At 64.5% G+C, this 23,822-nt stretch carries 23 protein-coding genes, 1 tRNA gene and 1 pseudogene; 19 read left to right on the top strand and 6 right to left on the bottom strand.

What is annotated here, in order from left to right; translation table 11 throughout:
- Window positions 1-12: 12 nt before the first annotated feature.
- Window positions 13-537: a response regulator gene (locus tag PIGHUM_RS14870; RefSeq protein ID WP_160142286.1), complete on the top strand. Its 525-nt coding sequence runs from the start codon at window positions 13-15 to the stop codon at window positions 535-537.
- Window positions 538-576: 39 nt separating this feature from the next.
- Here PIGHUM_RS14870 and PIGHUM_RS14875 read toward each other — a convergent pair whose 3' ends face one another.
- The 5 genes from PIGHUM_RS14875 to PIGHUM_RS14895 form a co-directional block, all read right to left on the bottom strand.
- On the bottom strand, window positions 577-1,809 hold the full coding sequence (locus PIGHUM_RS14875) for an MFS transporter (protein ID WP_124080346.1): 1,233 nt from the start codon (window positions 1,807-1,809) through the stop codon (window positions 577-579).
- Window positions 1,806-2,249, bottom strand: a complete 444-nt coding sequence (locus PIGHUM_RS14880) for a GNAT family N-acetyltransferase (RefSeq protein ID WP_124080347.1) — start codon at window positions 2,247-2,249, stop codon at window positions 1,806-1,808. The genes PIGHUM_RS14875 and PIGHUM_RS14880 overlap by 4 nt, the downstream gene beginning before the upstream one ends.
- A gap of 131 nt (window positions 2,250-2,380) precedes the next feature.
- Window positions 2,381-3,370: a Bug family tripartite tricarboxylate transporter substrate binding protein gene (locus PIGHUM_RS14885; protein ID WP_124080348.1), complete on the bottom strand. Its 990-nt coding sequence runs from the start codon at window positions 3,368-3,370 to the stop codon at window positions 2,381-2,383.
- Between the two features lie 32 nt (window positions 3,371-3,402).
- Window positions 3,403-4,410 carry an amidohydrolase family protein gene (locus PIGHUM_RS14890; protein WP_187697794.1) on the bottom strand — a complete coding sequence of 336 codons (1,008 nt, stop codon included), beginning with the start codon at window positions 4,408-4,410 and terminating at the stop codon, window positions 3,403-3,405.
- Window positions 4,411-4,433: 23 nt separating this feature from the next.
- Window positions 4,434-4,850 carry a RidA family protein gene (locus PIGHUM_RS14895; protein WP_124080349.1) on the bottom strand — a complete coding sequence of 139 codons (417 nt, stop codon included), beginning with the start codon at window positions 4,848-4,850 and terminating at the stop codon, window positions 4,434-4,436.
- Window positions 4,851-5,107: 257 nt separating this feature from the next.
- Between PIGHUM_RS14895 and PIGHUM_RS14900 the strand changes: the two genes are divergently transcribed.
- From PIGHUM_RS14900 to PIGHUM_RS14975, 17 genes and pseudogenes are all read left to right on the top strand, one after another.
- Window positions 5,108-6,085 carry an NAD(P)H-quinone oxidoreductase gene (locus PIGHUM_RS14900; protein ID WP_124080350.1) on the top strand — a complete coding sequence of 326 codons (978 nt, stop codon included), beginning with the start codon at window positions 5,108-5,110 and terminating at the stop codon, window positions 6,083-6,085.
- Between the two features lie 219 nt (window positions 6,086-6,304).
- Window positions 6,305-7,084: a triose-phosphate isomerase gene (tpiA, locus tag PIGHUM_RS14905; RefSeq protein ID WP_124080351.1), complete on the top strand. Its 780-nt coding sequence runs from the start codon at window positions 6,305-6,307 to the stop codon at window positions 7,082-7,084.
- Window positions 7,085-7,486 (top strand): preprotein translocase subunit SecG, encoded by a 402-nt coding sequence (gene secG / locus PIGHUM_RS14910; RefSeq protein WP_124080352.1) that lies wholly within the window; start codon window positions 7,085-7,087, stop codon window positions 7,484-7,486.
- 52 nt (window positions 7,487-7,538) lie between these two features.
- Window positions 7,539-7,623: transfer RNA gene (locus PIGHUM_RS14915), tRNA-Leu, on the top strand.
- Between the two features lie 207 nt (window positions 7,624-7,830).
- A complete protein-coding gene (locus tag PIGHUM_RS14920; RefSeq protein ID WP_124080353.1) occupies window positions 7,831-8,739 on the top strand; it encodes a LysR family transcriptional regulator in 909 nt (302 codons plus the stop codon).
- A gap of 303 nt (window positions 8,740-9,042) precedes the next feature.
- On the top strand, window positions 9,043-10,029 hold the full coding sequence (locus PIGHUM_RS14925; protein WP_124080354.1) for a substrate-binding domain-containing protein: 987 nt from the start codon (window positions 9,043-9,045) through the stop codon (window positions 10,027-10,029).
- Window positions 10,030-10,114: 85 nt separating this feature from the next.
- Window positions 10,115-10,348: pseudogene (locus tag PIGHUM_RS24480) on the top strand (Rieske 2Fe-2S domain-containing protein); the annotation flags it as partial.
- A 90-nt stretch (window positions 10,349-10,438) separates the two neighbouring features.
- Window positions 10,439-11,293 (top strand): RHO alpha subunit C-terminal catalytic domain-containing protein, encoded by an 855-nt coding sequence (locus PIGHUM_RS14930; RefSeq protein WP_484266834.1) that lies wholly within the window; start codon window positions 10,439-10,441, stop codon window positions 11,291-11,293.
- A 29-nt stretch (window positions 11,294-11,322) separates the two neighbouring features.
- Window positions 11,323-11,700: a RidA family protein gene (locus tag PIGHUM_RS14935; RefSeq protein ID WP_124080355.1), complete on the top strand. Its 378-nt coding sequence runs from the start codon at window positions 11,323-11,325 to the stop codon at window positions 11,698-11,700.
- A 21-nt stretch (window positions 11,701-11,721) separates the two neighbouring features.
- Window positions 11,722-12,687: a substrate-binding domain-containing protein gene (locus PIGHUM_RS14940; RefSeq protein ID WP_124080356.1), complete on the top strand. Its 966-nt coding sequence runs from the start codon at window positions 11,722-11,724 to the stop codon at window positions 12,685-12,687.
- A gap of 97 nt (window positions 12,688-12,784) precedes the next feature.
- On the top strand, window positions 12,785-13,786 hold the full coding sequence (locus PIGHUM_RS14945) for a Bug family tripartite tricarboxylate transporter substrate binding protein (protein ID WP_124080357.1): 1,002 nt from the start codon (window positions 12,785-12,787) through the stop codon (window positions 13,784-13,786).
- 16 nt (window positions 13,787-13,802) lie between these two features.
- Window positions 13,803-14,558, top strand: coding sequence for an SDR family NAD(P)-dependent oxidoreductase (locus PIGHUM_RS14950; RefSeq protein ID WP_124080358.1), 756 nt, complete (start codon window positions 13,803-13,805; stop codon window positions 14,556-14,558).
- 83 nt (window positions 14,559-14,641) lie between these two features.
- Window positions 14,642-15,376, top strand: a complete 735-nt coding sequence (locus PIGHUM_RS14955) for an SDR family oxidoreductase (RefSeq protein WP_124080359.1) — start codon at window positions 14,642-14,644, stop codon at window positions 15,374-15,376.
- Window positions 15,377-15,470: 94 nt separating this feature from the next.
- Window positions 15,471-16,307, top strand: coding sequence for an IclR family transcriptional regulator (locus PIGHUM_RS14960; RefSeq protein ID WP_124080360.1), 837 nt, complete (start codon window positions 15,471-15,473; stop codon window positions 16,305-16,307).
- Window positions 16,308-16,554: 247 nt separating this feature from the next.
- Window positions 16,555-17,532, top strand: a complete 978-nt coding sequence (locus PIGHUM_RS14965; protein ID WP_124080361.1) for a Bug family tripartite tricarboxylate transporter substrate binding protein — start codon at window positions 16,555-16,557, stop codon at window positions 17,530-17,532.
- Between the two features lie 50 nt (window positions 17,533-17,582).
- A complete protein-coding gene (locus PIGHUM_RS14970; RefSeq protein WP_124080362.1) occupies window positions 17,583-18,098 on the top strand; it encodes an aromatic-ring-hydroxylating dioxygenase subunit beta in 516 nt (171 codons plus the stop codon).
- Between the two features lie 10 nt (window positions 18,099-18,108).
- The gene (locus PIGHUM_RS14975; protein WP_124080363.1) at window positions 18,109-20,562 is read left to right on the top strand and encodes a Rieske 2Fe-2S domain-containing protein; all 2,454 of its coding nucleotides are present in this window, start codon (window positions 18,109-18,111) and stop codon (window positions 20,560-20,562) included.
- A gap of 7 nt (window positions 20,563-20,569) precedes the next feature.
- Here the strand turns inward: PIGHUM_RS14975 and PIGHUM_RS14980 are convergent, their stop codons facing one another.
- Window positions 20,570-21,010, bottom strand: coding sequence for a VOC family protein (locus PIGHUM_RS14980; RefSeq protein ID WP_124080364.1), 441 nt, complete (start codon window positions 21,008-21,010; stop codon window positions 20,570-20,572).
- A gap of 250 nt (window positions 21,011-21,260) precedes the next feature.
- Here PIGHUM_RS14980 and PIGHUM_RS14985 point away from each other — a divergent pair, with 250 nt between their 5' ends.
- Window positions 21,261-23,666 carry a membrane-bound PQQ-dependent dehydrogenase, glucose/quinate/shikimate family gene (locus tag PIGHUM_RS14985; RefSeq protein WP_124080365.1) on the top strand — a complete coding sequence of 802 codons (2,406 nt, stop codon included), beginning with the start codon at window positions 21,261-21,263 and terminating at the stop codon, window positions 23,664-23,666.
- Window positions 23,667-23,822 lie beyond the last annotated feature (156 nt).

The raw sequence follows: 23,822 nt of genomic DNA on the forward strand, positions 1-23,822 counted from the left end.
TTTCGTTATCCGTTGAATGAACGTACGTGGCTGCGCCAGTCCGCCGGCCAGGTCGTGGAGGAAGGGCGCGGGGGACTGCCAGGACCGCTCGCCGGCGCCGGTGCACGGCACAGCATGCGCGACGATGGTCAGGAGGAAGGCATCATGGAGCAGAGCAGGTCTTGCCGGGTCCTGGTCGTGGACAACTACGTCAGCGCCGCGGAGGCATTGGCCGAGGCGTGCAGCAGGTTCCACGACGTGCGCTTCGTGGGCGGCGGATCGGCCGCGATGGAAGTGGCGTTGTCATGGCGGCCGCAGGTCATGGTGCTGGATATCGACATGCCCTCGCCGAATGGCCTGGAAGTGGCCAGCATGATCCGCGAAATCGCCTATTTGCAGCCCATTACGCTGATCGCCGTAACCGGGCGCAGCGCGGCGTTCGACCAGGAAGAGGCCCTGGCGCACGGGTTCGACGACTACCTCACCAAGCCGGTGGACCTGGACCGGCTGCTGCAGCTGATCGCCGCCAGCGCGCCGGACGCGCCCCTGCAGGCTTGACTTCGCACGGCCGACGCGGGGGAGCGGGCCGAGCCGCGGTCAGCGCTGCGGCGCCGGGGCGTGCTCGCCTATCGTCAGCGGCCGGCCCGCGCGGTAGCCGAACCAGCATTGCACGGCGGCCATGGCCATGATGAGCACCAGCGCCGGCAGCCAGCTGCCGGACCAGTCCCGCAGCAGGCCGCATACCACCGGGCCGGCTGCGCCGATCAGATAGCCCACGCTCTGGGCCATGCCCGACAACGATATTGCCTGCTGCGCCGTAGCCGAGCGCAGGCTCACGCAGGCCAGCGACAGCAGCAGGCTGCCTCCCAGCCCGGCGCCGGCCACGCAGATCCACAGCATGATCCAGGGCGGGTAGAACGCGATGCCGGCAAAGCCCGCCAGGCACAGCAGCGATACGGCCAGCCCCAGCAGCTTCTGGTCGCGCACGCGCGTCGAGATCGTCGAAACCATGATGTTGCTGAGCAAGGCCGCCACTTGCATCATCGAGACCATCCAGCCTGCCTGGACCGCCGTCATCCCCTGGTCGTGCAGCATCGACGGCAGCCAGGACATCAGGATGTAGAAATTGAAGGCCTGGATGCCGTTGAAGAGGGTGACCTGCCAGGCCAGCGGCGAGCGCCAGACATTGGTGCGGGCCGCGGACTGTCCGCCGGGCGCCGCCGAGGCCGGCGGCGCCCGCCTGCTGCGATGCAGCCAGACCAGCGCGGCCGGTACGGTGAACACCAGTACGCAAGCCAGCGACGTGCGCCAGCCGCCCGGCAGGAGGTTGGCCACCGGCACCGCGACGCCGGCCGCCAGGCCCGCGGTCATGGTCATGAAGACGGAGTAGGCGCCCGTCATGGGGCCGACCCGCGTAGGGAACTCGCGCTTGACCAGCACCGGCATCATGACGTTGCCGACGGCTATCGTGATGCCGGCTATCAGCGTGCCGATGAACAGCAGCGGCACGCCGGGCATCGAACGCAGCACGATGCCCAGCGACAGCAGCGCCATGGCGAGGAACAGCGTGCGGTCCAGCCCGAGGCGGCGGCCCAGCGTGGGCGCCAGCAGGGAAAAAATCCCGAAAGCCAATAACGGCAGGGTGTTGAGCAGCCCGGCCGTGCCGCCGTCCAGGCCGGTGTCGGCGCGGATGTCGCCCAGCAGCGGGCCGACGCCGGTCAGCGGGGAACGCAGCGTGGCGGCGACCAGCAGGATGCCGAGCAGCGCCAGAGCAGGAGAGAGCGCGGCGGAGGGCGCGCCGCCTCCGGCCGTCCGGGCGGACGTGCTCATGCCCGCATTTCCAGGGCGCGCACCATCAAGACGTGCACGATGCCGGCCTCCAGGAATTCGTCGCCCTCGGCGTGGAAACCGCGCGTTTCGTAGAAGGCCTGGGCGCGGGTCTGGGCGTGCAGCAGCAATTGCGTATGGCCGCGCTGGCGCGCCTGTTCGATCAACGCATCGAGCACCGCGCCGCCCACGCCCAGGCCGCGCGCATGCCGATGGACCGCCATGCGGCCGACGTGTCCGTCGGGCAGCAGCCGCCCGGTTCCTACCGGTCGGCCGCGGCCGTCGTAGGCCACCACGTGCAGCGATACCGCATCGGCATCGTCGTATTCCAGTTCCAGTGGAACGGATTGCTCATCCACGAACACGGCCTGCCGTATCGAGGATGCGTCGGTTTGCAGTTCGTCCCAGCTGCCGGTAACCAGGCGCGGCGCGGCTCCGCTCATGCCGGCGTTCCGGCGTGGCGCGGCCGGATCGCGGCGGATGGAACGAGCAGGGGGGGACGGTGTGGGTTCATGCTGGTGAAACGGCCGCGGCGCAGGGCGCCGCGGCCGGTACGGATCGCGAAGCCTCTAGCTTAGTCGATTCGCACGTTGGCCTGCTTGATGATCGCGTCGTATTTGGCGGCTTCCTGTTTGACGAAATCCGCGAACGCCTTGCCTTTCAGGTCCTTGGGCACGGCGCCCATGTTCCGGATGTTGGTCAGCACGGCTTCGTTCTTGAGCGCGGCGTCGGCGGCCGACTGCAGCTTGGCGATCACGGCCTCCGGCGTGCCGGCGGGCACGAACAGGCCGAACCAGGCCTCGGTGTTGTAGCCCTTCAGGCCGGACTCGTCCAGCGTCGGCACGTCGGGCAGCGCCGGCGAGCGCTGCAGGCTGCTCACCGCCAGCGCGCGCAGCTTGCCGGACTGGATCTGCTGCGACACCGTGGGGATGTTGATCATCAGCGCCGAGATCTCGCCGCCCATCACGCCGGTGACGGCCGGCGCCGCGCCCTTGTAGGGCACGTGCGCGATGTCCACGCCGGCCATCGAGTTGAACAGGATGCCCGACAGATGCGACAGGCTGCCGTTACCCGCCGAACCCACGTTGAGCTTGCCGGGATTGGCCTTGGCATAGGCGATGAAATCGCCGACGGTCTTGACCGGCAGCGTCGGCGTGACTACCAGCACGTTGGGCGCGCTGGCCAGCAGCGACACGGCGGCGAAGGCCTTGTCCGCATCGTAGGGCAGCTTGCTGTACAGGCCCGGGGTCACTGCGTGCGTGCTGGCATTGCCCAGCAGCACCGTGTAGCCGTCGGGCGCGGCCTTGGCGGCCAGGTCCGACGCGATGCTGCCGCCCGCGCCCGGCTTGTTCTCGATCACCAGGCTCTGGCCCAGGAACTCGCTCATGGCCTTGCTCATATTGCGGGCCAGCGTGTCCGAACCGTCTCCCGGAGGCGAGGGAACGATCAGGCGGATCGGCCGGTCGGGGTAGGCGGCATGGACACTCTGTACTCCCGCGCCGGCCAGGGCCAGGCCAACGGTCATCGCGACGGACGTGCGGCGCAGCGTGGTGAAGAAACTCATGGTGATTCCTCGTGGGGGTGGAAAACGGAAGCTCAGCCGACCAGCGACTGGAGACCGAAGAACTCGACGGCATTGCCCGCGTAGATCGCGCGCTTGTCCGCGTCGGTAAAGCCGGGCTGCTCGGCCACCAGCTTGCCTATGGACTGCTCGCCCAGCGGGAAGGGATAGTCCGAACCGAGCATGATGCGGTCCGTGCCCATCACCTCGGCCAGCAGGCGCAGCGCGCCATGGTCGAACACCGCCGAGTCCACGTAGAAGCGCTTGCAGTATTCGGAGGGCAGGCGCGGGCAGTCCTTGCGGATGATGTCGCGGTGCTTCCAGGCGTTGTCGACCCGGCCCAGCATGAAGGCGAACGAGCCGCCGCCGTGCGCGAAACAGATCTTCAGCGATTCGGGAATGCGCTCGAAGGCGCCCGACAGGATCAGCGACAGGATGCCCAGCTGCGTTTCCGCGGGCATCGCCACCAGCCAGGGCAGCATCCACTGCTTCATGCGGTTGCCGCCCATCATGTCCCAGGGGTGGACCAGCAGCGGGATGTTTTCGTTGGCGCAGTGCTGCAGGAAGGTGACCAGGCCCTCGTCGTCGAGGTCGCGGTCGCCCAGGTGGTTGCCGATCTGCACGCCGTGGTGGCCGGTGGCCTTGGCGCGCGAGGCCTCGCGGCAGGCGGCGTCGATGTCCTGCAGCGGCACCTGGGCCAGCGCCACCAGGCGCTTGGGCGCGGCGGCACAGAACTCGAGCGCCAGGTCGTTCATGCGCTGAGCCCAGGGCAGGACCTTCTCGGGCGCGAACTCGTAGCCGAACATGATGGGGGTGGCGCAGGTGATCTGGATGTCCACGCCTTGCGCGTCCATCTCGGCCAGGCGCGCGTGCGGGTCCCAGAGCGAATCGTAGACCGGGCGGAAAGGCCGGTCGGCGCGCATGATCTGGCCGGTCTTGCCGCCTTCGTCCACGCGCAGCCAGGGACCGCGATCGGCGCTCAGGGCGGCGGCTTCCTCGCGCGTGATGCGCGGGAAGTGGTGGGCGTGCATGTCGATTTTCATGATGTTTCCTCGTCCGGCCCGGCTCAGAGCGGCTTGTAGGCCACGGCCTTGATCTCGATGCGCAGGTGGGGGTGCGGCAGCTGGTGCACGGCGACCGTGGTGCGGGCCGGGCCGTCGAAGTCGAAGAACTCGCCGTAGACCTCGTTGTAGCCGCCGAAATCGCTCATATCGACCAGGAAGGTGCCGATCTCGACCACGTCCTCGAGCGAGGCGCCCTGCGTACCCAGGATGTCGCTGATGTTCTCCAGCACGGCACGGGTCTGCGCGCGGATGTCGAATTTGGCCGTGCCCATGGCGTCCACTTCCACGCCGGCCAGGCTGTTGTCGGCGCGGCGCGAACTGGTGCCCGAGACGAACAGGAAATCGCCGGCGCGCTTGATGTGGGGGTATTTGCCGCGGGGCGTAGCCTTGCCCTCGACGACCTTGGCTTGAGTGCTCATGGTTTGCTGTTCTCTGCGTGATCGGGAATGCTGGACGGCCCAGGCGCGCCGGGGCCGGAATGTCGACCCGTGCAAGTCTAGGCAATCCGCCCATGAAATAAGAATGAATTTATTCGTTGCGGTTATTCCGTTTGGCTATGGCAGCTTCCGCCTCGGCGCCATGCGCCTGCCACGGCCGTAAAACCCTGATAGGAATAGGGGAGGCATAGCCGTATATGATGACCGCCTTCGCAACCAGCAAGTTTGGAAGCCACGCCATGATCGCCATCGAAATCACCCAGCCGGGCGGCCCCGAAGTGCTCAAGCCCGCCGAACGTCCCATGCCCTCGGCCGGCAAGGGCGAGATCCTGATCAAGGTCGCCGCGGCCGGCGTCAACCGCCCCGACGTCGCGCAGCGCCAGGGCACCTATCCGCCTCCCCCGGGGGCCTCCGACCTGCCCGGCCTGGAAGTGGCCGGCACGGTGGCGGCGGTGGGCGAGGGCGCGCAGGGCTTTGCCGTGGGCGACGAGGTCTGCGCGCTGGTCAACGGCGGCGGCTACGCCGAATACTGCGCGGTGCCCGCCACCCAGGCCCTGCCCATTCCCAAGGGCCTGAGCATGGTCGAGGCCGCCGGCATTCCGGAAACCTATTTCACCGTCTGGAGCAATGTCTTCATGCGCGGCAGGCTGGCCCAGGGCGAATCCCTGCTCGTGCACGGCGGCGCCAGCGGCATCGGCACCACGGCCATCCAGCTCGCCAAGGCCCTGGGCAACCCCGTCTACGCGACGGTGGGCAGCGACGACCGCGTCGCCGCCGTCGAGCAGCTGGGCGCCACCGCCGGCATCAACTACAAGAGCCAGGACTTCGTCGAAGAAGTGGCCCGCCTGACCGACAAGCGCGGCGTCGACGTCGTGCTGGACATGGTGGCCGGCGACTACGTCAACCGCGACCTGCAATGCATGGCCGACGACGGCCGCATCGTCATCATCGCGCTGCTGGGCGGGGCCAAGGGCCAGATCGACTTCAACCGCGTCCTGCGCCGCCGCCAGACCATCACCGGGTCCACCCTGCGCCCGCGCTCGGCCGAATTCAAGGGCGAAGTCGCGCAGCAGCTGAAGCAGCACGTCTGGCCGCTGATCGAGGCGGGGCGCCTCAAACCCGTCGTGCACGCGACCTTCCCGCTCAAGGATGCCGCCAAGGCGCACGCGATGATGGAAGCGGGCGAGCACGTCGGCAAGATCGTGCTGACCGTTTGAAAGTTCGTTCCCCCGGGTGAGGATAAGATCCGCGGCAGCTTTTTTGCCGCCGGGCCGACCCAAGGCAAAACGCCTCCTCGGGGGGGCAGCCCCGCTGCGCAGCGGCATTTTTTACGACACCGCTGCAGACCAGGCCCGGAAGCCGATACAATCGACATTTTGCCCGCGCGCGTTTTATTGGTTTTTGGGCTCAGCGCGACCGATACCCGCTTCTTGTCGATGACAACTACACAGAACATCCGCCCCCTGGTGCTCGGCAACTGGAAAATGCACGGCAGCCTGGCCGGCAACGGCCAGTTGCTGTCGGCCATCCGCAGCGCCTGGAACCAGTCTTCCGGCGCCGCCGCGTGCGACGTCGGCGTTTGCGTGCCGTTTCCCTACCTGAGCCAGACCGAATCCGCCCTGACGGATTCCGACATCGCCTGGGGCGCGCAAGATATCAGCGTCCATGCGCAGGGCGCCTACACCGGCGAAGTCGCCGGCCCCATGCTGGCCGAATTCGGCTGCCGCTACGTCCTGGTCGGCCACTCGGAGCGCCGGGCCATGCACGGCGAAACCAGCGAGCTGGTCGCCGCCAAGGCCCAGGCCGCGCTGGCCGTGGGTATCACCCCCGTCGTCTGCGTGGGCGAGACCCTGGCCGAGCGCGACGCCGGCCGGACCCTGGACGTCATCGCCGAGCAGCTCGCCCCGGTGCTCGCCCTGGGCAGCCAGGCCGTCGGCGCCATGGTCCTGGCCTATGAGCCGGTCTGGGCCATCGGCACCGGCAAGACCGCCAGCCCCGAACAGGCCCAGGAAGTCCACGCCGCCATCCGCGCCCGGCTCGCCCAGGCCGGCAGCCCCGGCGTGCGCGTCCTGTACGGCGGCAGCGTCAAGGCCGCCAACGCGGCTTCCCTGTTCGCCATGCAGGACATCGATGGCGGCCTGATCGGCGGCGCCGCGCTGCAAGCCGAAGAATTCCTGCGCATCGCCGAGGCGGGCGCCACAACCCGGAGTGTTTGAATGTCTGTCCTTATGACCGTCCTGCTCATCGTGCAGGTCATTTCCGCCCTGACCATCATCGTGCTGGTCCTGCTCCAGCAAGGCAAGGGCGCCGACATGGGCTCCGCCTTCGGCGGCGGCTCCGCCGGCAGCCTGTTCGGCGCCGCCGGCGCGGCCAACTTCCTGTCGCGCATCACCAAATGGGCGGCCGTGGTCTTTTTCGTCGCCACCGCCGCGCTGGCCTACCTGGGCCGCCCGGCCCCGGCCGTGTCCCAAGGCGGCGTGATGGAAAATCATCGCGACGACGCCTCCATCCCGGTCGTCCCGGGCGCCGCCGCGCCGGCTCCCTCGGCCGGCCAGCCGGACGCGTCGGTGCCCAGCGCGCCCGAGCCTGCCGCTCCCGCCGAAGCGCCGAAGAACTGAGTCCGTTCCACACGTGAGCACGCAAGTGTTGTATACTAGCGGGCTCACGCAAGCCGTCGTGGTGAAATTGGTAGACACGCTATCTTGAGGGGGTAGTGGCGAAAGCTGTGCGAGTTCGAGTCTCGCCGACGGCACCAAGAACATGCAGTCCAAGAAGTCGGAAAAACCCGCGATTCTCCCAGGAGGACGCGGGTTTTTTGTTTTACGATGATTCCAGTTCGGCGCTTCGCGCCCTGCGCCGACTTGGTCGACCGTGTCTCCCCCGGCACCATGCCGTTGCTTGGAACGGAAGCCTTGGTGGCCTGGGGCGGAATCGCACCACCGACACGCGGATCTCCAAGCTCATGATCGAGTTGCGTCATCTCAGGTATTTCATCGCCGTGGCGGAGGAGCTTCACTTCAGCCGCGCCGCCCTCCGCCTCAACATGTCCCAGCCGCCTCTCAGCCAGCAGATCCGGCAGTTGGAGGAGATGGTCGGCGCGCAGCTGTTCGTGCGCAACAAGCGGTCGGTCTCGCTGACGAACGCGGGCCGCGACCTGTATGAGCATCTCTCCCCGTGGATCGACGAACTGAACGAAATGGTCGCGCGTGCCCGCCTCATCTCGGAGGGGGAGCGGGGCAGTATCAGCGTGGGCTGCAGTTATACGACCAGCCACCATATCGTGCCTGGCGTGGTGCGCATCTTCGCCGAGCGTTTCCCGGCGGTCACGATCAAGCTGCTGGAGTCGCCTTTCGACCGGCAGGTGGAGGCGCTGGTCCGCGGGTTCGTCGACGTGGCGATCATCCGGTTGCCGGTGTCGCATTCCGAACTCGTCTTCAAAGAGCTGTACGAGGAGCCGCTGGTCGTCGTGCTGCCGCAGCGGCACCGGTTCGCGGCCAAGAGCAGGCTCAGGCTGCGCGACCTGAAGGACGAGACGTTCCTGAGTTCGAGCCGCCGCCCCGTGGGGCTGTTCGATTCGATGGAGGCGATCTGTGAGCACGCGGGCTTTACGCCCAAGCTCCTGGACATCAGTTCGTCCGCGAATTCGGCGGTTGCGCTGGTCGGCGCCGGCATGGGGATCACGCTGGTGCCCGAAGCGGTTCGCTACGCCGACCACAAGAACGTCGTCTACAAGACCCTGCTGGACTCGCCGAGGTCGATGGTGGGAGTGGTCTGGCGACGTGCGAATGCCTCTTCCGTTACGCAGTTGTTCGTCGACGTTGCCGCCGAAGTCGCCGCCGACGTCGCTGCGGGCGGGTCTGCCGGGGGCTGAGCCGCCCGGCCCTGCGCTGTCTCCCCCTCCGCTGCCACACGGAACCTGGAAACTCCCTTCTCGCCATAGCCCACGCATCCGCACCCGGGAAAGGCCCGGTTCGCGGCCAGCCCGTGCGCGCATGCGTTATACGTGCCTCGACTAAGAGATTGGTCAATCGATATTGGACCGGCCTTCGCGCCCGATCCAGAATCCGGCTTCACGGCTGCACTCGCATGAGCGGGAGGACTTCTTCCCGATTCTCCAAGTCTGTTGCCTGACCTGACCAAGAGATTCCCTCGATGTCGGAGGAAAAAGGTGCGTATGAACCTTGATCTATCCCTGTCCTGTTTGCCATCCGACCGCACATATCCTCTTTATTACGGGGAAGTCAAGCCGTTCGGGATCGATTTGAATGTGCTGCCGTTCGGCGACGACGACATCTATTGGTCGTGGAGGAAGGCGCGCAATAACCTCTTCGATGTTTCGGAGATGTCCATCTCGAATTATCTGATCCAGATCGACCGGGGCAGCGCCGATTTGATCGCTCTTCCCGTTTTTCTCTCGAGAGGATTTCGCCATGCCAATCTCTATGTCAATCCCGCCTCGGGCATCAGCAGGCCCGAAGACCTGAAAGGGAAAAGGGTCGGCCTGTCTTTCTACGATCCGACTACACCCGTATGGGTAAGAGGCTTTCTGCAGCATCAATATGGAATCTCCCCCGGCGAGCTGAAGTGGCATTTGTACGAAATTTCCTTGAAAGGCATGGAAATCGACCTTCCCGGGAATCTGGAGATCCACTACCTGTCGCGCAAAGACTCCCTGGAGAAATTGCTGGTTGAAGGAAAGATCGATGCCCTGATCAATGCAGGGCAGCCGCCGCAATTATTCCAGGCTGGCGATTCCAGGATAGCGCCTTTATTCGATGATTTTCATCGGGAAGAGCTTCGTTTCTACGAGAAGTTCAAGATATTTCCGATCATACACACGGTCGTGCTCAAACGGGACATTCACCACGAGCACCCGTGGGTGGCCCAGAGCCTGTATGACGCCTTTTGCCGCGCCAAGCAGAAGGCCACCCTGTCCAGCATGGCGCTCGACGGGCATTTGAAATATTCCCTTCCGCTCTTGCATGCCTATGTGGAAGAGACGCAAGAGGTATTCGACAGGGACCCCTGGATCTATGGCGTTTCCAACAACAGGCTTGAGATCGAAACATTGATCCGATACTGCCGTGAGCAGGGTTTGATCCAGTCCGATCTGTCATTGGAGCGAGCCTTTGTTTCGGATTTGAATGAAGAGCTGTGTTGATCCGTGTTTTGAGAAGAGTGAGGAGTTGAGTCGAATGACGCCAGAGCAGAACAGGACCTTGACCAGCGTTGGCAAAGGCACACCCATGGGCGAATTGTTGAGGAGATATTGGCATCCGGTTGGCCTGAGTTCCGAATTCAAGAACGAATGCGTCAAGAAAGTAAGGATCCTGGGCGAAGAACTGGTGCTGTATCGCGACAGAGCCGGCACGCTCGGCCTGGTCGACAAGAAATGTGCGCATCGCGGAGCTTCATTGGAGTACGGGATCATCGAGCATGAGGGCATCCGCTGCGCCTACCACGGGTGGCAATACGATGCGGACGGGAAATGCATCGATCGGCCGAACGAACCCGAAGGCAGTACGCAAAGAATCTCTGTCAAGGCCTATCCGGTAATCGAGAGGGGCGAAATGTTGTTCGCCTATCTGGGACCGGCACCCTTGCCGGAGTTCCCTGCGTTCGAGCTTTTCGAGGGCGGCAACGTAATCAAGACCATCGGGTATGCGGCGATTCCGGTGAATTGGCTGCAGATCATGGAAAACACCCTGGATCCCGTGCATGTGGAATGGCTGCATGGGCATTTCTACAAGCAGGAGAAGGGCCGCAGCGACCCCCCTTTCGACACCTTTTCCAAGCACCACGTAAAGATCGCTTTCGAAGAATTCGAATACGGCATCATCAAGAAACGGCTGCTCGAAGGGCAGGCCGAGGACGAGTCGACGGATTGGACGACCGGACATCCGTTCATTTTTCCAAACATGCTTCTCGTCGGAGATACCCGGGTAAACCAGTTCCAGATCCGCGTCCCGATGGACGACACCACGACCATGCATTATTGGTACAACTGTTTTCACCCGGCGGAAGGGGTCGAGATACCGGAAGGTTACCCGACGACTTCCTACGAAGTTCCGATCAGGGACGAGCGGGGGGAATATATCAAGGATTACGTGGACGGCCAGGACATCATGATGTGGGAGTCGCAGGGAGCCATCAATGACCGCACACAGGAGCATCTGGGCGCGACAGACCGCGGGATCGTGCAATTCCGCAGGATGCTTGCGCGAGAAATGAACAAGGTGCTGAACGGGGAGGATCCGATGTGCGTTTTCAGGGAGCCTGTCCGAATCGAATTGCCCATAGAGAAAAGCAGGCACGGCCTGCAGGCCGGCGCCTTCCTGAGTTACACGAAGAGCAGAGATTACCGCTATTCGCCGAACATCGAGGAAATCGTGCGCATCGTGGCCGGCGACACGGTAAGCGCCTGAAACCGAGTAGAAAACTGGAGTCGACGAAGATGAAAGAGTTTATCAATGTACCCGGCGGAAAGAAGGCAGGCCCGCCATTGACCACGGCAATCAGATGCGGGGACGTTCTCTATCTGTCCGGACAGACGCCGATGGATCTGCACACGGGGCAATTCATCGAAGGAGACATCGCGACCCAAACGAAGCAGGTGCTCGAAAACGTCAAGATGATTCTGGGCGAATGCCGGTCGAGCATGGAGGACGTCGTCAAGGTCACCGTATACCTTACCGACCTCAATGATTTTGCTGCGTTCAACGAGGTGTACAAGCAATATTTCAAGGAACCGTATCCCGTCCGGACGCTCGTGGGGGCGAAGCTATTGTTCACGTTCAATGTGGAGATCGACGTGACGGCCAAGGCAGGCTGAGCGCGGAGAAAGGGGATCCAGGTGGCCAAGAAACTTCAGTTATCTCTCGCGTGTATCAGGTATGACCGGACGCGTGGCGTCCTGGACGGAAGTCTCGCGCCCGAAGGCATGGAGCTGGTGACGAAAGAGATCGTGGATCATGACAGCTCCTGGCTTGCGCCGATTCGCTACCGGATCTTCGATGCCGCCGAGATGCCCTTGACCAACTATGTCATCGGATTGGATGAAGGCAGGACGGACCTGATCGCGCTGCCTGTCTTCCTGTCGCGGGCCTTCAGGCATTCGACCCTGTATATCAACGGCAGGGCTGGCATCCGGGCCCCGAAAGATCTGGAAGGAAAGCGGGTCGGGATAGGCAATTACTTTGGATCCACGACACTCTGGGCGCGGGGGCTGTTGCAAGACCAGTACCAGGTCGATTTGAGCGCGATCCATTGGGTAAGCAAGAACAAGGTGCCGCCGGACAGGATTCCGGCTTCGGTCAGCCTGCAGGTTTTCGAAGGGAACCGGAGCATGGAAGAACTGCTCGACGCCGGCGACATCGACGCTTTCATTTCCGAACGGCCGCCCCAGGCCTATAAGCGCGCGGCTCATGTCTCGCGTCTTTTCGAGAAATACAAAAACGACGAAATTCAATATTACCGGGAGACGAAAATTTTCCCGATCAGGCACGTGCTGGTGGTCAAGCGGGAACTCTATGAACGACATCCGTGGATAGGCCAAAGCCTTTACAAGCTGTTCGATCTGGCCAAGAAAGAGGCGGATCCGGACCGGATGTTCGACGGGCATTCCAGATTCATGCTGCCTGCATTGCAGTACGCCATAGCTGAAACGAAACGCATATTCGGAGAGGATTGCTGGCCATACGGAGTGGAAAAGAACAGGGCCACCCTGGACGCGTTTACCAGGTATTGCCATGAACAAGGATACACATCCAGGCGCCACGAGGTGGAGGAGTTGTTTGCCCCGCATGTCATGAGCGCGTAGACCCTGCCGCAAGGCTGGTTTCAATTGGTCGTCCTCGTTTCGAGGGCCAGGCATTGGGAAAGTCAACTTTGTTCGATGTAAGGATAGGAGTTCTGAAATGCAATTCGAAACGCAGCCTTGGGCAAACCGTCTTTCTTCCGCGATGTTCTGTTTATGTCTAGGCGCCGTCGGCGCCGCGCAGGCTCAGGCGCCCGCGAGCTTTCCCAGCAAGCCGATCGAGATCACGGTTCCGTGGCCCACGGGAGGGGGAACGGATCTATTGGCGCGTCTCGTCGCCCAGCCTCTGGGCACTGTCCTGAACCAGTCGGTAATCGTCGAAAACCGGCCCGGAGCCAGTGGGGTCATCGGTAGCCGCTATCTATCGACCCGTCCCAATGACGGCCACTCGTTGCTGATGATGAACGATACGTATGCGATAACGGCCGCCATTACCAAGAGCATTCCGTTCGATCCGAAAAAAGATATCGATGCGGTCATTATCGTGGCCTATGCGCCCCAGCTGCTGGTGACTTCGTCGCAATCGCCGTACCAGTCGTTTGCCGATGTGGTCAAGGCGGCGAAGGCAAAAGGCGCCAAGCTTTCCTACGGCGCGTGCGGCGCCGGCACGCCTGGACATTTGGCGGCCGAGTCCTTGAATATCAAATTCGATATGCAGATCCTTCACATTCCGTACAAGGGATGCGGCCCGACGCTGGTAGATCTCATCGGCGGGCAACTGGATCTGGCATGGGTGACGCTGTCCAGCGCGGTGCCCCACGTCAAGTCCGGGAAATTGAAGGCCTTGGCGGTTTCCTCCAAGGATCGCTCTCCCATTTTCCCGGACGTGCCGACAGTGGCCGAAAGCGGCGCGCCTGACTTTCACTTCAGCTCATGGCAGGGATTCGGCGTTCCAGGAGGCACGCCGGAGAGCGTAAAAGCACAGCTGCATGCCGCGATTTCCAAAGTGATGAAGGCCGAGGCGATTCAGAAAAGGCTTCTCGAGCTTGGTTATAGCCCGGCTGATCTGAGCGAGGCGCCGGCCGATTTCCAGAAGACGGTCGACCAGGATATCGACAGGTTTACCAAGCTGGCCCAGCAAATAAATCTGACCATGGACTGATTGGGACGACTCCTCCGTGAACGATCTGAAAGACAAGACGGTGTTGATTACCGGCGCCTCCACCGGCATCGGTGCGGGATGCGCGCGAGCCCTGGGCGCGCTCGGCGCCAAGGTCGCGGTGCATTACAACCGCTCCAAATCCGCCGCGGATGAGGTGGTGGCGGACATTCTGGAGCGCGGCGGCGCAGCCTTCGCGCTGCAGGGCGACCTGCGTCATAGCGCGCAGTGCGAGCGCGTGGTTTCCGAGGCGGCCGCCCGCTGGGGGCGGGTCGACGTGCTGATCAACAACGCCGGCACGATGCTGCAGCGCTTGTCGATCACCGAACTGACCGACGAGTCGTTCGACGACATCATCGATCTGAACGTGCGCTCGATGATGATGTGCACGAAACACGCGGTCGGGCACATGAAGCACGGCGGCAGCATCATCAACGTGACCAGCGTCGCCGCGCATACCGGCGGCGGGCCCGGCGCCTTGATGTACGCGGGGACCAAGGGTTTCATCAGCGTGGCCACCAAGGGACTGGCACGGGAACTGGTGAGCCGCAACATCCGCGTCAACGCCGTCGCGCCCGGCGTGATCCAGACGCCTTTGCACGCCAAGTTCTCGACGCCGCAACAGCTCGAAACCCTGCGCCAGGGCATTCCGATGGCGCGCCTGGGCACGGTGGACGAATGCACCGGCGCGTTCGTCTATCTCGCGTCGGAGCAGCTCTCGGGCTATGTGACCGGCCAGGTGCTCGAGGTCAACGGCGGGCAGTACATGCCCTGATTCCCGGCGGGCGCGCGCGCTGCCGCGCGGCTTGCGTCATCCACTCAACCGATCGTGCACTTCGACGACATTCCGGAGTCTTCATGCGCTTGAAAGATAAAACCGCACTCGTGACCGCAGCAGGCCAAGGCATCGGCCGGGCCAGCGCGCTGGCCATGGCCGCACAGGGCGCGCGGGTCCTGGCCACCGACGTCAACCCTGCTTTGTTGAAGGCTTACGAAGGCGTCGCCAATGTCACCACGGCCACGCTGGATGTCACGGACAAGGCGGCCATTGGCAGACTCGTCGAAGCCATGCCGCGCGTCGACGTTTTGTTCAACTGCGCCGGCGTCGTCCACAATGGCTCCATCCTGGAGGCGACCGACCAGGAGTGGGAGTTTGCATTCAACCTGAACGTGCGTGCCCAGTTCTGGGCAATCCAGGCCGTGCTGCCCAACATGCTCGCGGCGGGTTCTGGAAGCATCATCAACATGGCGAGCGTATGCGGCAGCCTGAAGGGTTTGCCGAACCGTTTCATCTACGGCGCCAGCAAGGCAGCCGTGGTGGGATTGACCAAGGCGGTTGCCGCGGACTTTGTGCGCGAGGGCATCCGCTGCAACTGTATCGCGCCCGGAACCGTGGATACACCGTCCCTGGGCGATCGCATCAACAGCTATTCCGATCCGGTGCAGGCGCGCAGGGATTTCGTGGCGCGCCAGCCCATGGGGCGTCTCGCGCAGGCGGAAGAAATCGCGCCGATTGTTTTGTACCTGGCCAGCGACGAATCGATTTTCGCCACCGGCCAGGTTTTCGCCGTCGATGGAGGCATGACGATCTGACGCCGCCTGCCGCCGGCGGGGCTGTCCGGTGCGAGTGCCGGCCATGCATTATCATCGCGCCCAGGCTTACCCCTAAGGCGGCAACGACGACAGCATGGAAGACCAGCCCTCCAATCCAGCCAAGCCCCGTTCGCGCGGCCGTCCCAAGACCGCCAACCCGCGCGGCATCCAATCGACGGCGTCCAGCCTCGACGTGCTGAAGGTCATGGTGGCCCACAGCGAGCCCATGCATTTGCGCGAGATCGCGGCGGCGGTCGGGCGCGGCACGAGCAGTGTCTACCGGTATCTGGTGAGTTTCGTCGAGGCGGGGCTGGTCAAGCAGGACGAAGGCAGCGGCCGCTACGATCTCGGCCCCATGGCGCTCAAGCTCGGGCTTGCGGCCCTGCGAAGAATCGACGGGGTGGCCGCCGCAACCGAAGAGCTCGCTCGCCTGGTCAAGAACATCGACGCCGATGGCCACGTCACGGTATGGGGTTCGAACGGCCCCACGGTGCTGCGGTGGCTGGGCAGGCCGAGCGACGTCGTGGTGCGCGTCCAGGAGGGCTGGGTCCTGTCGCTCATGGGATCCTCCACGGGCCGCACCTGGGCCGCGTATCTGCCCAAGGACATGCTCGACGCAGCGGTGCAGCATGAGTTCGAGACGCGTCCTGCTCCTGCCGGGAGCGGTACGCGGACCGAACGCAAGAAAGCCTTGGCGCAGGCCACCGAGCACATCCGCGCCCAAGGTTATTCCTACGCCACCGGCGAGCTCCGGAACGGCGTGGATGCTCTGTGCGCGCCGATCTTCAATCGGCACGGCACGATGGTCTATGCCATTACCCTGGTTTCCCAGAATCCCGGCCTGACGCCCCAGCATCACCCGGAAGTCGTCGAGCAACTGCTCGCCTCCACGCGTTCCGTCTCCGAGCAGATGGGCGCGACGCTGGCCTGACGTCCGCGCAGGCCGCGCTTCTTTTCATACGACACTTTCAAGCGCTGCACCGAGGGCCGGCTCCTGCCGGCCCTCGGCCATCGCCGTTCGCCCGGCGGCCGCCCGCAGGGTTTCTTCGTTTCGAAAATATAGTCCTATGTGGAATATATTGACACTTGTGCAATATTAATTAGAATGCGAAGCCGGTGGCGGCATCACCGGGATCCCGTCCGCCATCCGAGACCGACCACACAAGAGGAGACAGCCCATGCCTATTACCCGAACCCTGATCAGCACGTTGTTGTGTACGGCGGCCCTGTCGCCCATGGCGGCGCTGGCGGCGACTTTTCCCAAAGAACCTGTCCGCATCGTCGTTCCCTTTCCCGCCGGAGGGGGCATCGACATCATGGCGCGGGCCCTGTCCGCCGAGCTGTCTCCGCTCTGGGGGCAGCCGGTCATCGTCGAGAATGTCGCGGGCGCGAACTCCATCATCGGCGCCGAGCGCGTGGCCAATGCCTCAGCCGACGGCTATACCCTGATGATGACCAACCCGGGAACGGTGGTCGGCAATCGCTTCATCTATAAGCAGCTGCCTTACGATCCGGACAAATCCTTCACGCCGATCACGGTGGTGGCCCGTTCCGGGCAGTTCATCATCGCCAACAGCGCAACGCCGTTCGGCAATTTGCAGGAGCTCGTGGCCGCGGCCAAGCGCTCGCCCGGCGCGATCAGCTTCTCGACACCGGGCAATGGCTCGCAGGAACAGCTGTTGATGGCGACCCTGGCCCATCGCGAGGGCATCGAGTTGCTCGACGTGCCCTACAAGGGGATTGCCCCGGCCCTGACCGCCGTCACCGGCAATGCCGTGCAGCTCACTGCCACCAGCCCGAGCCTGGCTGCGCCGCTCATCAAGCAGGGCCGGCTGAAGGCGCTCGCCATCGCCGCCGAGCGCCGCTCCACCTCGTTCCCGGACGTGCCGACCACGGCCGAGGCGGGCATGCCCTACGCGCGGTCGGTCATCTGGTATGGCCTGTTCGGCGTCGCCGGCACGCCGGAGGCGGTTCTGCAGAAAATCCACAACGACGTGACCCGCATCGTTCAGCGGCCGGACTTCATCGCCAAGCACATGACGTCGAAGGAACTGGAGCCGGTCGCCAATACCTCGCAGGATTTCGCCAAGTTCATTCGCGGGGAAGTCGCGGCCACCGCAGATATGGTGAAGGCTGCGGGCCTGCAACCCGAATAGCCGCGGCCGAAGCCATCCGCCAACGCCCGCCATTCGTACTTCCCTGACTCATGACTGCATCTTCTCCACCGCTGGCGCAGCAGGACGCCCAGACTCTCCTGTTCCATGAGGCCAGGTGCCTCGACCAAAGACGATGGGACGAATGGCTGGCGCTGTTCGAGCCGGACGCCCGGTTCTGGGTGCCGGCCTGGCGCGCCGACCATGAAACGGTGACCAATCCTCGAACGGAAGCGTCGCTGATCTTCGCCGAGCCCCGCGAACGCATCGCGGAGCGCGTGCGCCGCGTCACGCTGGGGCAGACGCCGACGACCCAGCCCTTGCCCCGCACCGCGCATTTCGTCAGCAATGTGCAAGTGCTCGGCGCGCACGGCACACGGGACGAGCACCGCGTCAGCGCCACCTGGATGGTCAGGCGCTACGACATCCCCACCTATCGGGACGATGTGTTCTATGGCCATTACGACTACGTGCTGCGGCGCACCGGAGACGGACTGCGCATCGCCAGCAAGACGGTGCAGCTGTTGAACGATCGCGTCGCGACCTATATAGATTTTCATTGCGTGTGAGGCCTCTTCCATGAACGAAACCGTGCGCTCGCCCGTGGACATCGAGGCCTTGATCGATGATCGTCCCGAGGACGGGGTCTTCCGCGTCCATCGAGACGTATACACCAGCCCCGATGTTTTCCAGCTGGAAATGGCGGAGTTCTTCGAGAAGGGGTGGGTCTTCGTCGGCCTGGCCTCGGAGCTTCCCCGACCGAACGACTACAAGACCGTCGCCATCTCCCGATATCCGCTACTGCTGACCCGTGACGACGCGGGCGAACTGCATTGCTTCATCAATTCCTGCCGCCACCGGGGCATGGTCCTCGTGCCGCACCAGAACGGCAACCAGCGCTACCATAGCTGCCGCTACCATGGCTGGGTGTTCGACAGCGCCGGCCGCTGCGCCGAACTCACGCAGAAGGAAGAGGGCTGCTACCCCCCGGCGCTGAACCCGCGCCTTGCCGATCTGCAGCCCGTGGCCCGCTTCGCCAATTACCGCGGCTTCCTGTTCGCCAGCCTGTCTCCGGATGTTCCGGAGCTCGAGGCCCATCTGGGCGATGCCAAGAAGTTTCTCGATTTGACGCTGGACAAGGGCGCAGATGGCATGGAGTTCGTGCCCGGGGCGACGCGCTATACCTTCCGTGCGAACTGGAAACTGCAGATCGAGAACGCGCTGGATATCTACCACTTCGGCTATACCCACGCCTCGTACATCGACCTGCTGGCCCGGCGCGCCACCGATAAACTCAAAGGGCAGGCCTCCGCCGAGGAAAAGGACATCCAGGGTTCGTTCGGGTTTCGCGGCGGGCACGCAGTGCAATGGCGCGAAAATGCCCGCGTCACGCCCACGCTGCTGGAGCGGCGCAAGGCGAGCTATTCGCGCGCGCTGGACGAGGTGGGCACGCGCTGGGCAGGCTACGGCGTCAATGTCACCATTTTTCCCAATCTGCAGATCGTGGAAAACGTTTCCAGCCTGATCTTGCGAGTGATTCGGCCATTGCGGGCCGACCTGACGGAAATGGAAGTCCGCTGCCTGGCGCCGGTGGGAGAAGATCCCGATCTGCGCGAAGCACGCATTCGCGACTATGAGGATTTCTTCGGCGCGGGCGGCTTCGCCACGCCGGACGACAGCGTCGTCTACGAACTGAGCCAGCGCGGGCTGGAAGCTGCCCAGGCCGATTGGACGCTCGGCTATCTGCGCGGCATGGACCGTTCGCGTTTGCCGGCGACGAATCCGTATGAACAGGAGCTGGGCATTGTCTCCGAGGACTGGACCCTGGGCCCCCGCACCGTCGGCGACGAAAGCCGATTTCACGGCACCTATCGGGCCTGGAGGGAACGCTTGGGCCGCGGCCCCCGCGATGCGCGCGCTGATGCCCCGCAAGGTCGCCATCGCGCGGGCACGGCGAGCGCGAGCCAGGCACCCGGCCGTTCGCCGCCCGCCGCCGTGTCCGCCGGCTGGCATACCGTTGCCAGCCTGGCCGACCTGGCGCCGGGGCGCCCACGCCGGGTGCATGTTGGAACGCTGGCCATCGCGCTGGTCAGGCAGGGCGACGAGATCCATGCGATAAGCGATCGATGTTCGCACGGCGCGGGGTCGCTGTCCGAAGGCCGCGTGGACGGCCGGGAAATCGAATGTCCGTTCCATGGCGGCCGTTTCGATCTGTCGAGCGGCGCGCCGACGTCCGCTCCTTGCACGAAACCGGTCAAGAGATGGCCCGCCCGGATCGACGACGGCCGGGTGCAGATCCTGCTGGACGAAACGTCTCCGGCGGAGGATTCCGGCATGCTCCCTTTGCGGGTGACGCGCCGGTACATGGCCGCTGCCGCTATCCTCGCACTGGAATTCGAGCATGCCCAGGGCGCGCCGCTGCCGGGTTTTTCCGCCGGCGCGCACCTGGATCTCATGCTGCCGTCGGGCCTCGCCCGTTCCTATTCACTGTGCAACGATCCGGCCGATCCGAGCGTGTACCGGATCGCGGTGCAACTGGCGAAACCGTCGCTCGGGGGTTCCGAGGAAGTCCACGCGGCGCTGCATGAAAATGTCCGCATTGCCACCAGCATGCCGGTCAACGATTTCGAACTGGACGAGCACGCGCCGGCGTCCCTGCTCATCGCGGGAGGCATCGGCGTTACGCCGCTCATGGCGATGGCCTATCGGCTGCAGGCGCTGGGCCGGCGATTCGAATTGCACTATGCGTGCCGTTCGCGCGATTGCATGGCTTTTCTACCGGAGCTCCAGGCACGCTTGGGCCCCGCGCTTCATCTCCATCCGGGCGACGAGGCCGGCTGCCGCCTCGACCTGGAGGCCTTGCTGGAAGGAGCATCCCGAGATAGCGCCATTTATGTGTGCGGGCCGGATCGCCTGATAAGCGCAGTCGAAGCGACTGCCCGTAAACTGGGCTGGCCGGATGGCCGCGTGCGCAAAGAGACTTTCGGCGCGGTGCCGGGGGCCGCGGGCCCGCGGCCGGCATCCCTGCCGTAGGCGGCATTCAGGATTTCTTGGCAAACAAGGCCTGCGCCCGCCTGGCGATTTCCTCGTTCGGCACGTCCTCGATGTGGGTCCCGATCCACCAGGTGTTGCCGAATGCATCGCGCACGCCCGCGCTGCGGTCGCCATAGAACTGGTCGGCCGGCTCCGTCACGGAGGTCGCGCCGGCGGCCAGCGCCTGTCGGTACACGGCATCCACATCGGGAACGTACAGGTACAGCGAGGCCGGATGCGACGGCCATTCGTCGCACTTCTCGCTGATCATGATGTTGGAGTCGCCGATCGAGACCTGCGCGTGGCCGATGCCTCGCGGGGAATCGAGCCGGTACTGTTCCTCGGCATCGAAAGCGTTCTTCAGGAATTCGATGAAGCGGTCGGCCCCCGTTACGCTCACATAGGGCGTAACGGTGTGAAAGCCTTCGGGAATGGGCTTGACGGTCATGGGGTCTCCTTGGCAGCAGCGGCGCCGTTCCCGGCATGGTGCGATCGGCGTTCCGCGAGCGTCAATGGGCGTTGCACTCGGTAAGGTCCGCGAATCGTAGGGCAGGTTCGAATCACAGGCATCCGTTCGTTCGGACATGCAGGTTGCTTCGCCGCGCTATAGCGCCTGCGCCGCCGAACTGCCAAGATATGCAGCGGCAATGCTTGTGTGATGATTTCCCGATTGTGATGACTCCACAAAGGACGACTTCATGAATGCGATCCATCCCCGCAGAAGCGCGGCCCAGACGGCTGGCTGGCTGGTGCTGCTCCTGGTTGCGCTGTATTCGCTGTTCGGCGGCGTCTGGCTGGCGGCGCTGGGCGGCTCGTGGTATTACGCCGCCGTGGGCGTGGCTCTGCTGGCGAGCGCGTGGTGCCTGCGGCGCAACCGTACGGCGGGGTTGTGGCTGTACGCGCTGATCCTGGCCGCGACGCTGCTCTGGGGGATATGGGAAGCCGGCGCGGATTTCTGGGCGCTGGCGCCGCGCTACGACGTGCTGTTCCTGCTGGGACTGTGGCTGCTGCTGCCGCCGGCCACGCGCGGTTTCATCGCGCCGCGGCCCGCCAAGACGGCCATCGGCCTGGCGATGGCGGGCATGCTGGCGGTACTGGGCTACGGCATTGTCGACGACCCGCAGGAAACCCACGGCACGTTCAGCCGGGCCCAGCCGGCGCAGACTCGGCCGGTGGCTGGCGTGGCCGAAGAGGACTGGCCGGCCTACGGGCGCACGGAGGGCGGCGTGCGCTATTCACCGCTGGCGCAGATCAACGAAGGGAACGTCCAGGATCTGCGGGTCGCATGGACCTACCGCACAGGCGATTTCAGGACCGACAACGATTCGGCCGAGACCACCAACCAGGTCACGCCGATCAAGATCGGCGACAAGCTGTTCCTGTGCACGCCGCACCAGTTCCTCGACGCGCTCGATCCCGCGACCGGCCGGCGCCTATGGCGCTACGACCCGAAGCTGAAGGCCGACAAGACGTTCCAGCATCTGACCTGCCGTGGCGTGGCGTATCACGACGCCGGCAATGCGCAGCGTTTCCCGGCCAGCGCGGCCAAGGCCGAGGGCGCCGTATCGGCCGTCTGCCCGCGCAAGGTGCTGCTGCCTGCCAACGATGGTCGGCTGATCGCGGTGAATGCCGACAGCGGCCGGAAGTGCGGCGATTTCGGCAACGACGGCGAGATCGACCTGCAGAAAAGCATGCCTCATGCCTACCCGGGGGGCTACAACCCGACTTCTCCGCCGGTGGTGACCGCATCGACCATCGTCATCGGCGGTTCGGTGACGGACAACTTCTCCAGCCAGGAGCCGTCCGGCGTGATCCGCGGCTACGACGTGCGCACCGGCGCGCTGAAATGGGTGTTCGACACCGGCGCGGAAGATCCCAACGCGATGCCCGGCGAACATACGCGGTTCACGCCCAACTCGCCCAACGCCTGGGCGCCGCTGGCCTATGACGCGCAAACCGACGTGGTCTACGTTCCCACCGGCGTGGGCACGCCCGACATCTGGGGCGGCAACCGCGATCAGTTGAAAGAACGCTACGCCAATTCCGTACTGGCGCTGGATGCGACGACCGGCCGCCTGATCTGGCGCTTCCAGACGACGCATCACGATCTGTGGGACATGGACGTGCCGGCTCAGCCTTCGCTGATGGACGTGACGCTGGACGGCGGCCGGACCGTGCCGGCGATCTACGTGCTCACCAAGACCGGCAACGTGTTCGTGCTGGATCGCCGCAGCGGGCAGCCCATCGTGCCGGTAGCGGAAAAGGCCGTGCCGCAGAGCGTGGCGCGGGGCCCGCAGGCCCGGGGCGAGCGCTACGCGCCCACGCAGCCGTTCTCGGCGCTGAACCTGGCGCCTCAGGACAAGCTCACCGACAGGGACATGTGGGGCGCCACCATGCTGGACCAATTGATGTGCCGCGTGATGTTCAAGCGCCTCAACTACGACGGCGTCTATACGCCGCCGTCCGAGAACGGCACGCTGGTGTTCCCGGGCAACCTGGGCGTGTTCGAATGGGGCGGCATGTCGGTCAACCAGGACCGGCAGGTGGCGCTGATGAACCCGATCGGGCTGCCGTTCGTCTCCAGGCTGATTCCGGAGGATCCGGACCGCACGGTAGGGACGAAGGAAGAGGGGTCGGAAAGCGGCGTGCAGCCGATGTACGGCGTGCCGTATGGCGTGGAACTGGGCCCCTTCCTGTCGCCGCTGGGCCTGCCATGCAAGGCGCCGGCCTGGGGCTATGTGGCCGGCGTGGATCTGCAGAGCAACCAGGTCGTGTGGAAAAAACGCATAGGCACCATCCGCGACAGCCTGCCGCAGCTGTTCCAGCTGCCCCCGCTGAAGATCGGCGTGCCGGGCCTGGGCGGCCCCATCTCGACCGCCGGCAACGTCATGTTCGTGGCGGCTACGCAGGACAACTATCTGCGCGCCTATGACGTCGGCAGCGGCAGGCTGCTGTGGGAAGCCCGCCTGCCCGCCGGCGGCCAGGCCACGCCGATGACCTATGCCGTCGGCGGCAAGCAGTACGTGGTGATCATGGCGGGCGGCCACGGCTCCTTCGGCACCAAGATGGGGGACTATCTGGTGGCTTACGCCTTGCCGGATTGAGCGTGGCTCCAAAGGGGACGGCGGACCGGACTTCGCCGACGCCGCCTCCGATCCCGGCCCTTATTCCTCTTGGCCGTCTCTTTCCCTTCGCCCAGAAATCTCTCAATCCCGGCCGTTCCGTGCGCAGCAGGCCAGGGCGTTCTCATGATTGAATTC

It is taken from the genome of Pigmentiphaga humi (assembly GCF_900606115.1).
Lineage (GTDB): Bacteria > Pseudomonadota > Gammaproteobacteria > Burkholderiales > Burkholderiaceae_B > Pigmentiphaga > Pigmentiphaga humi.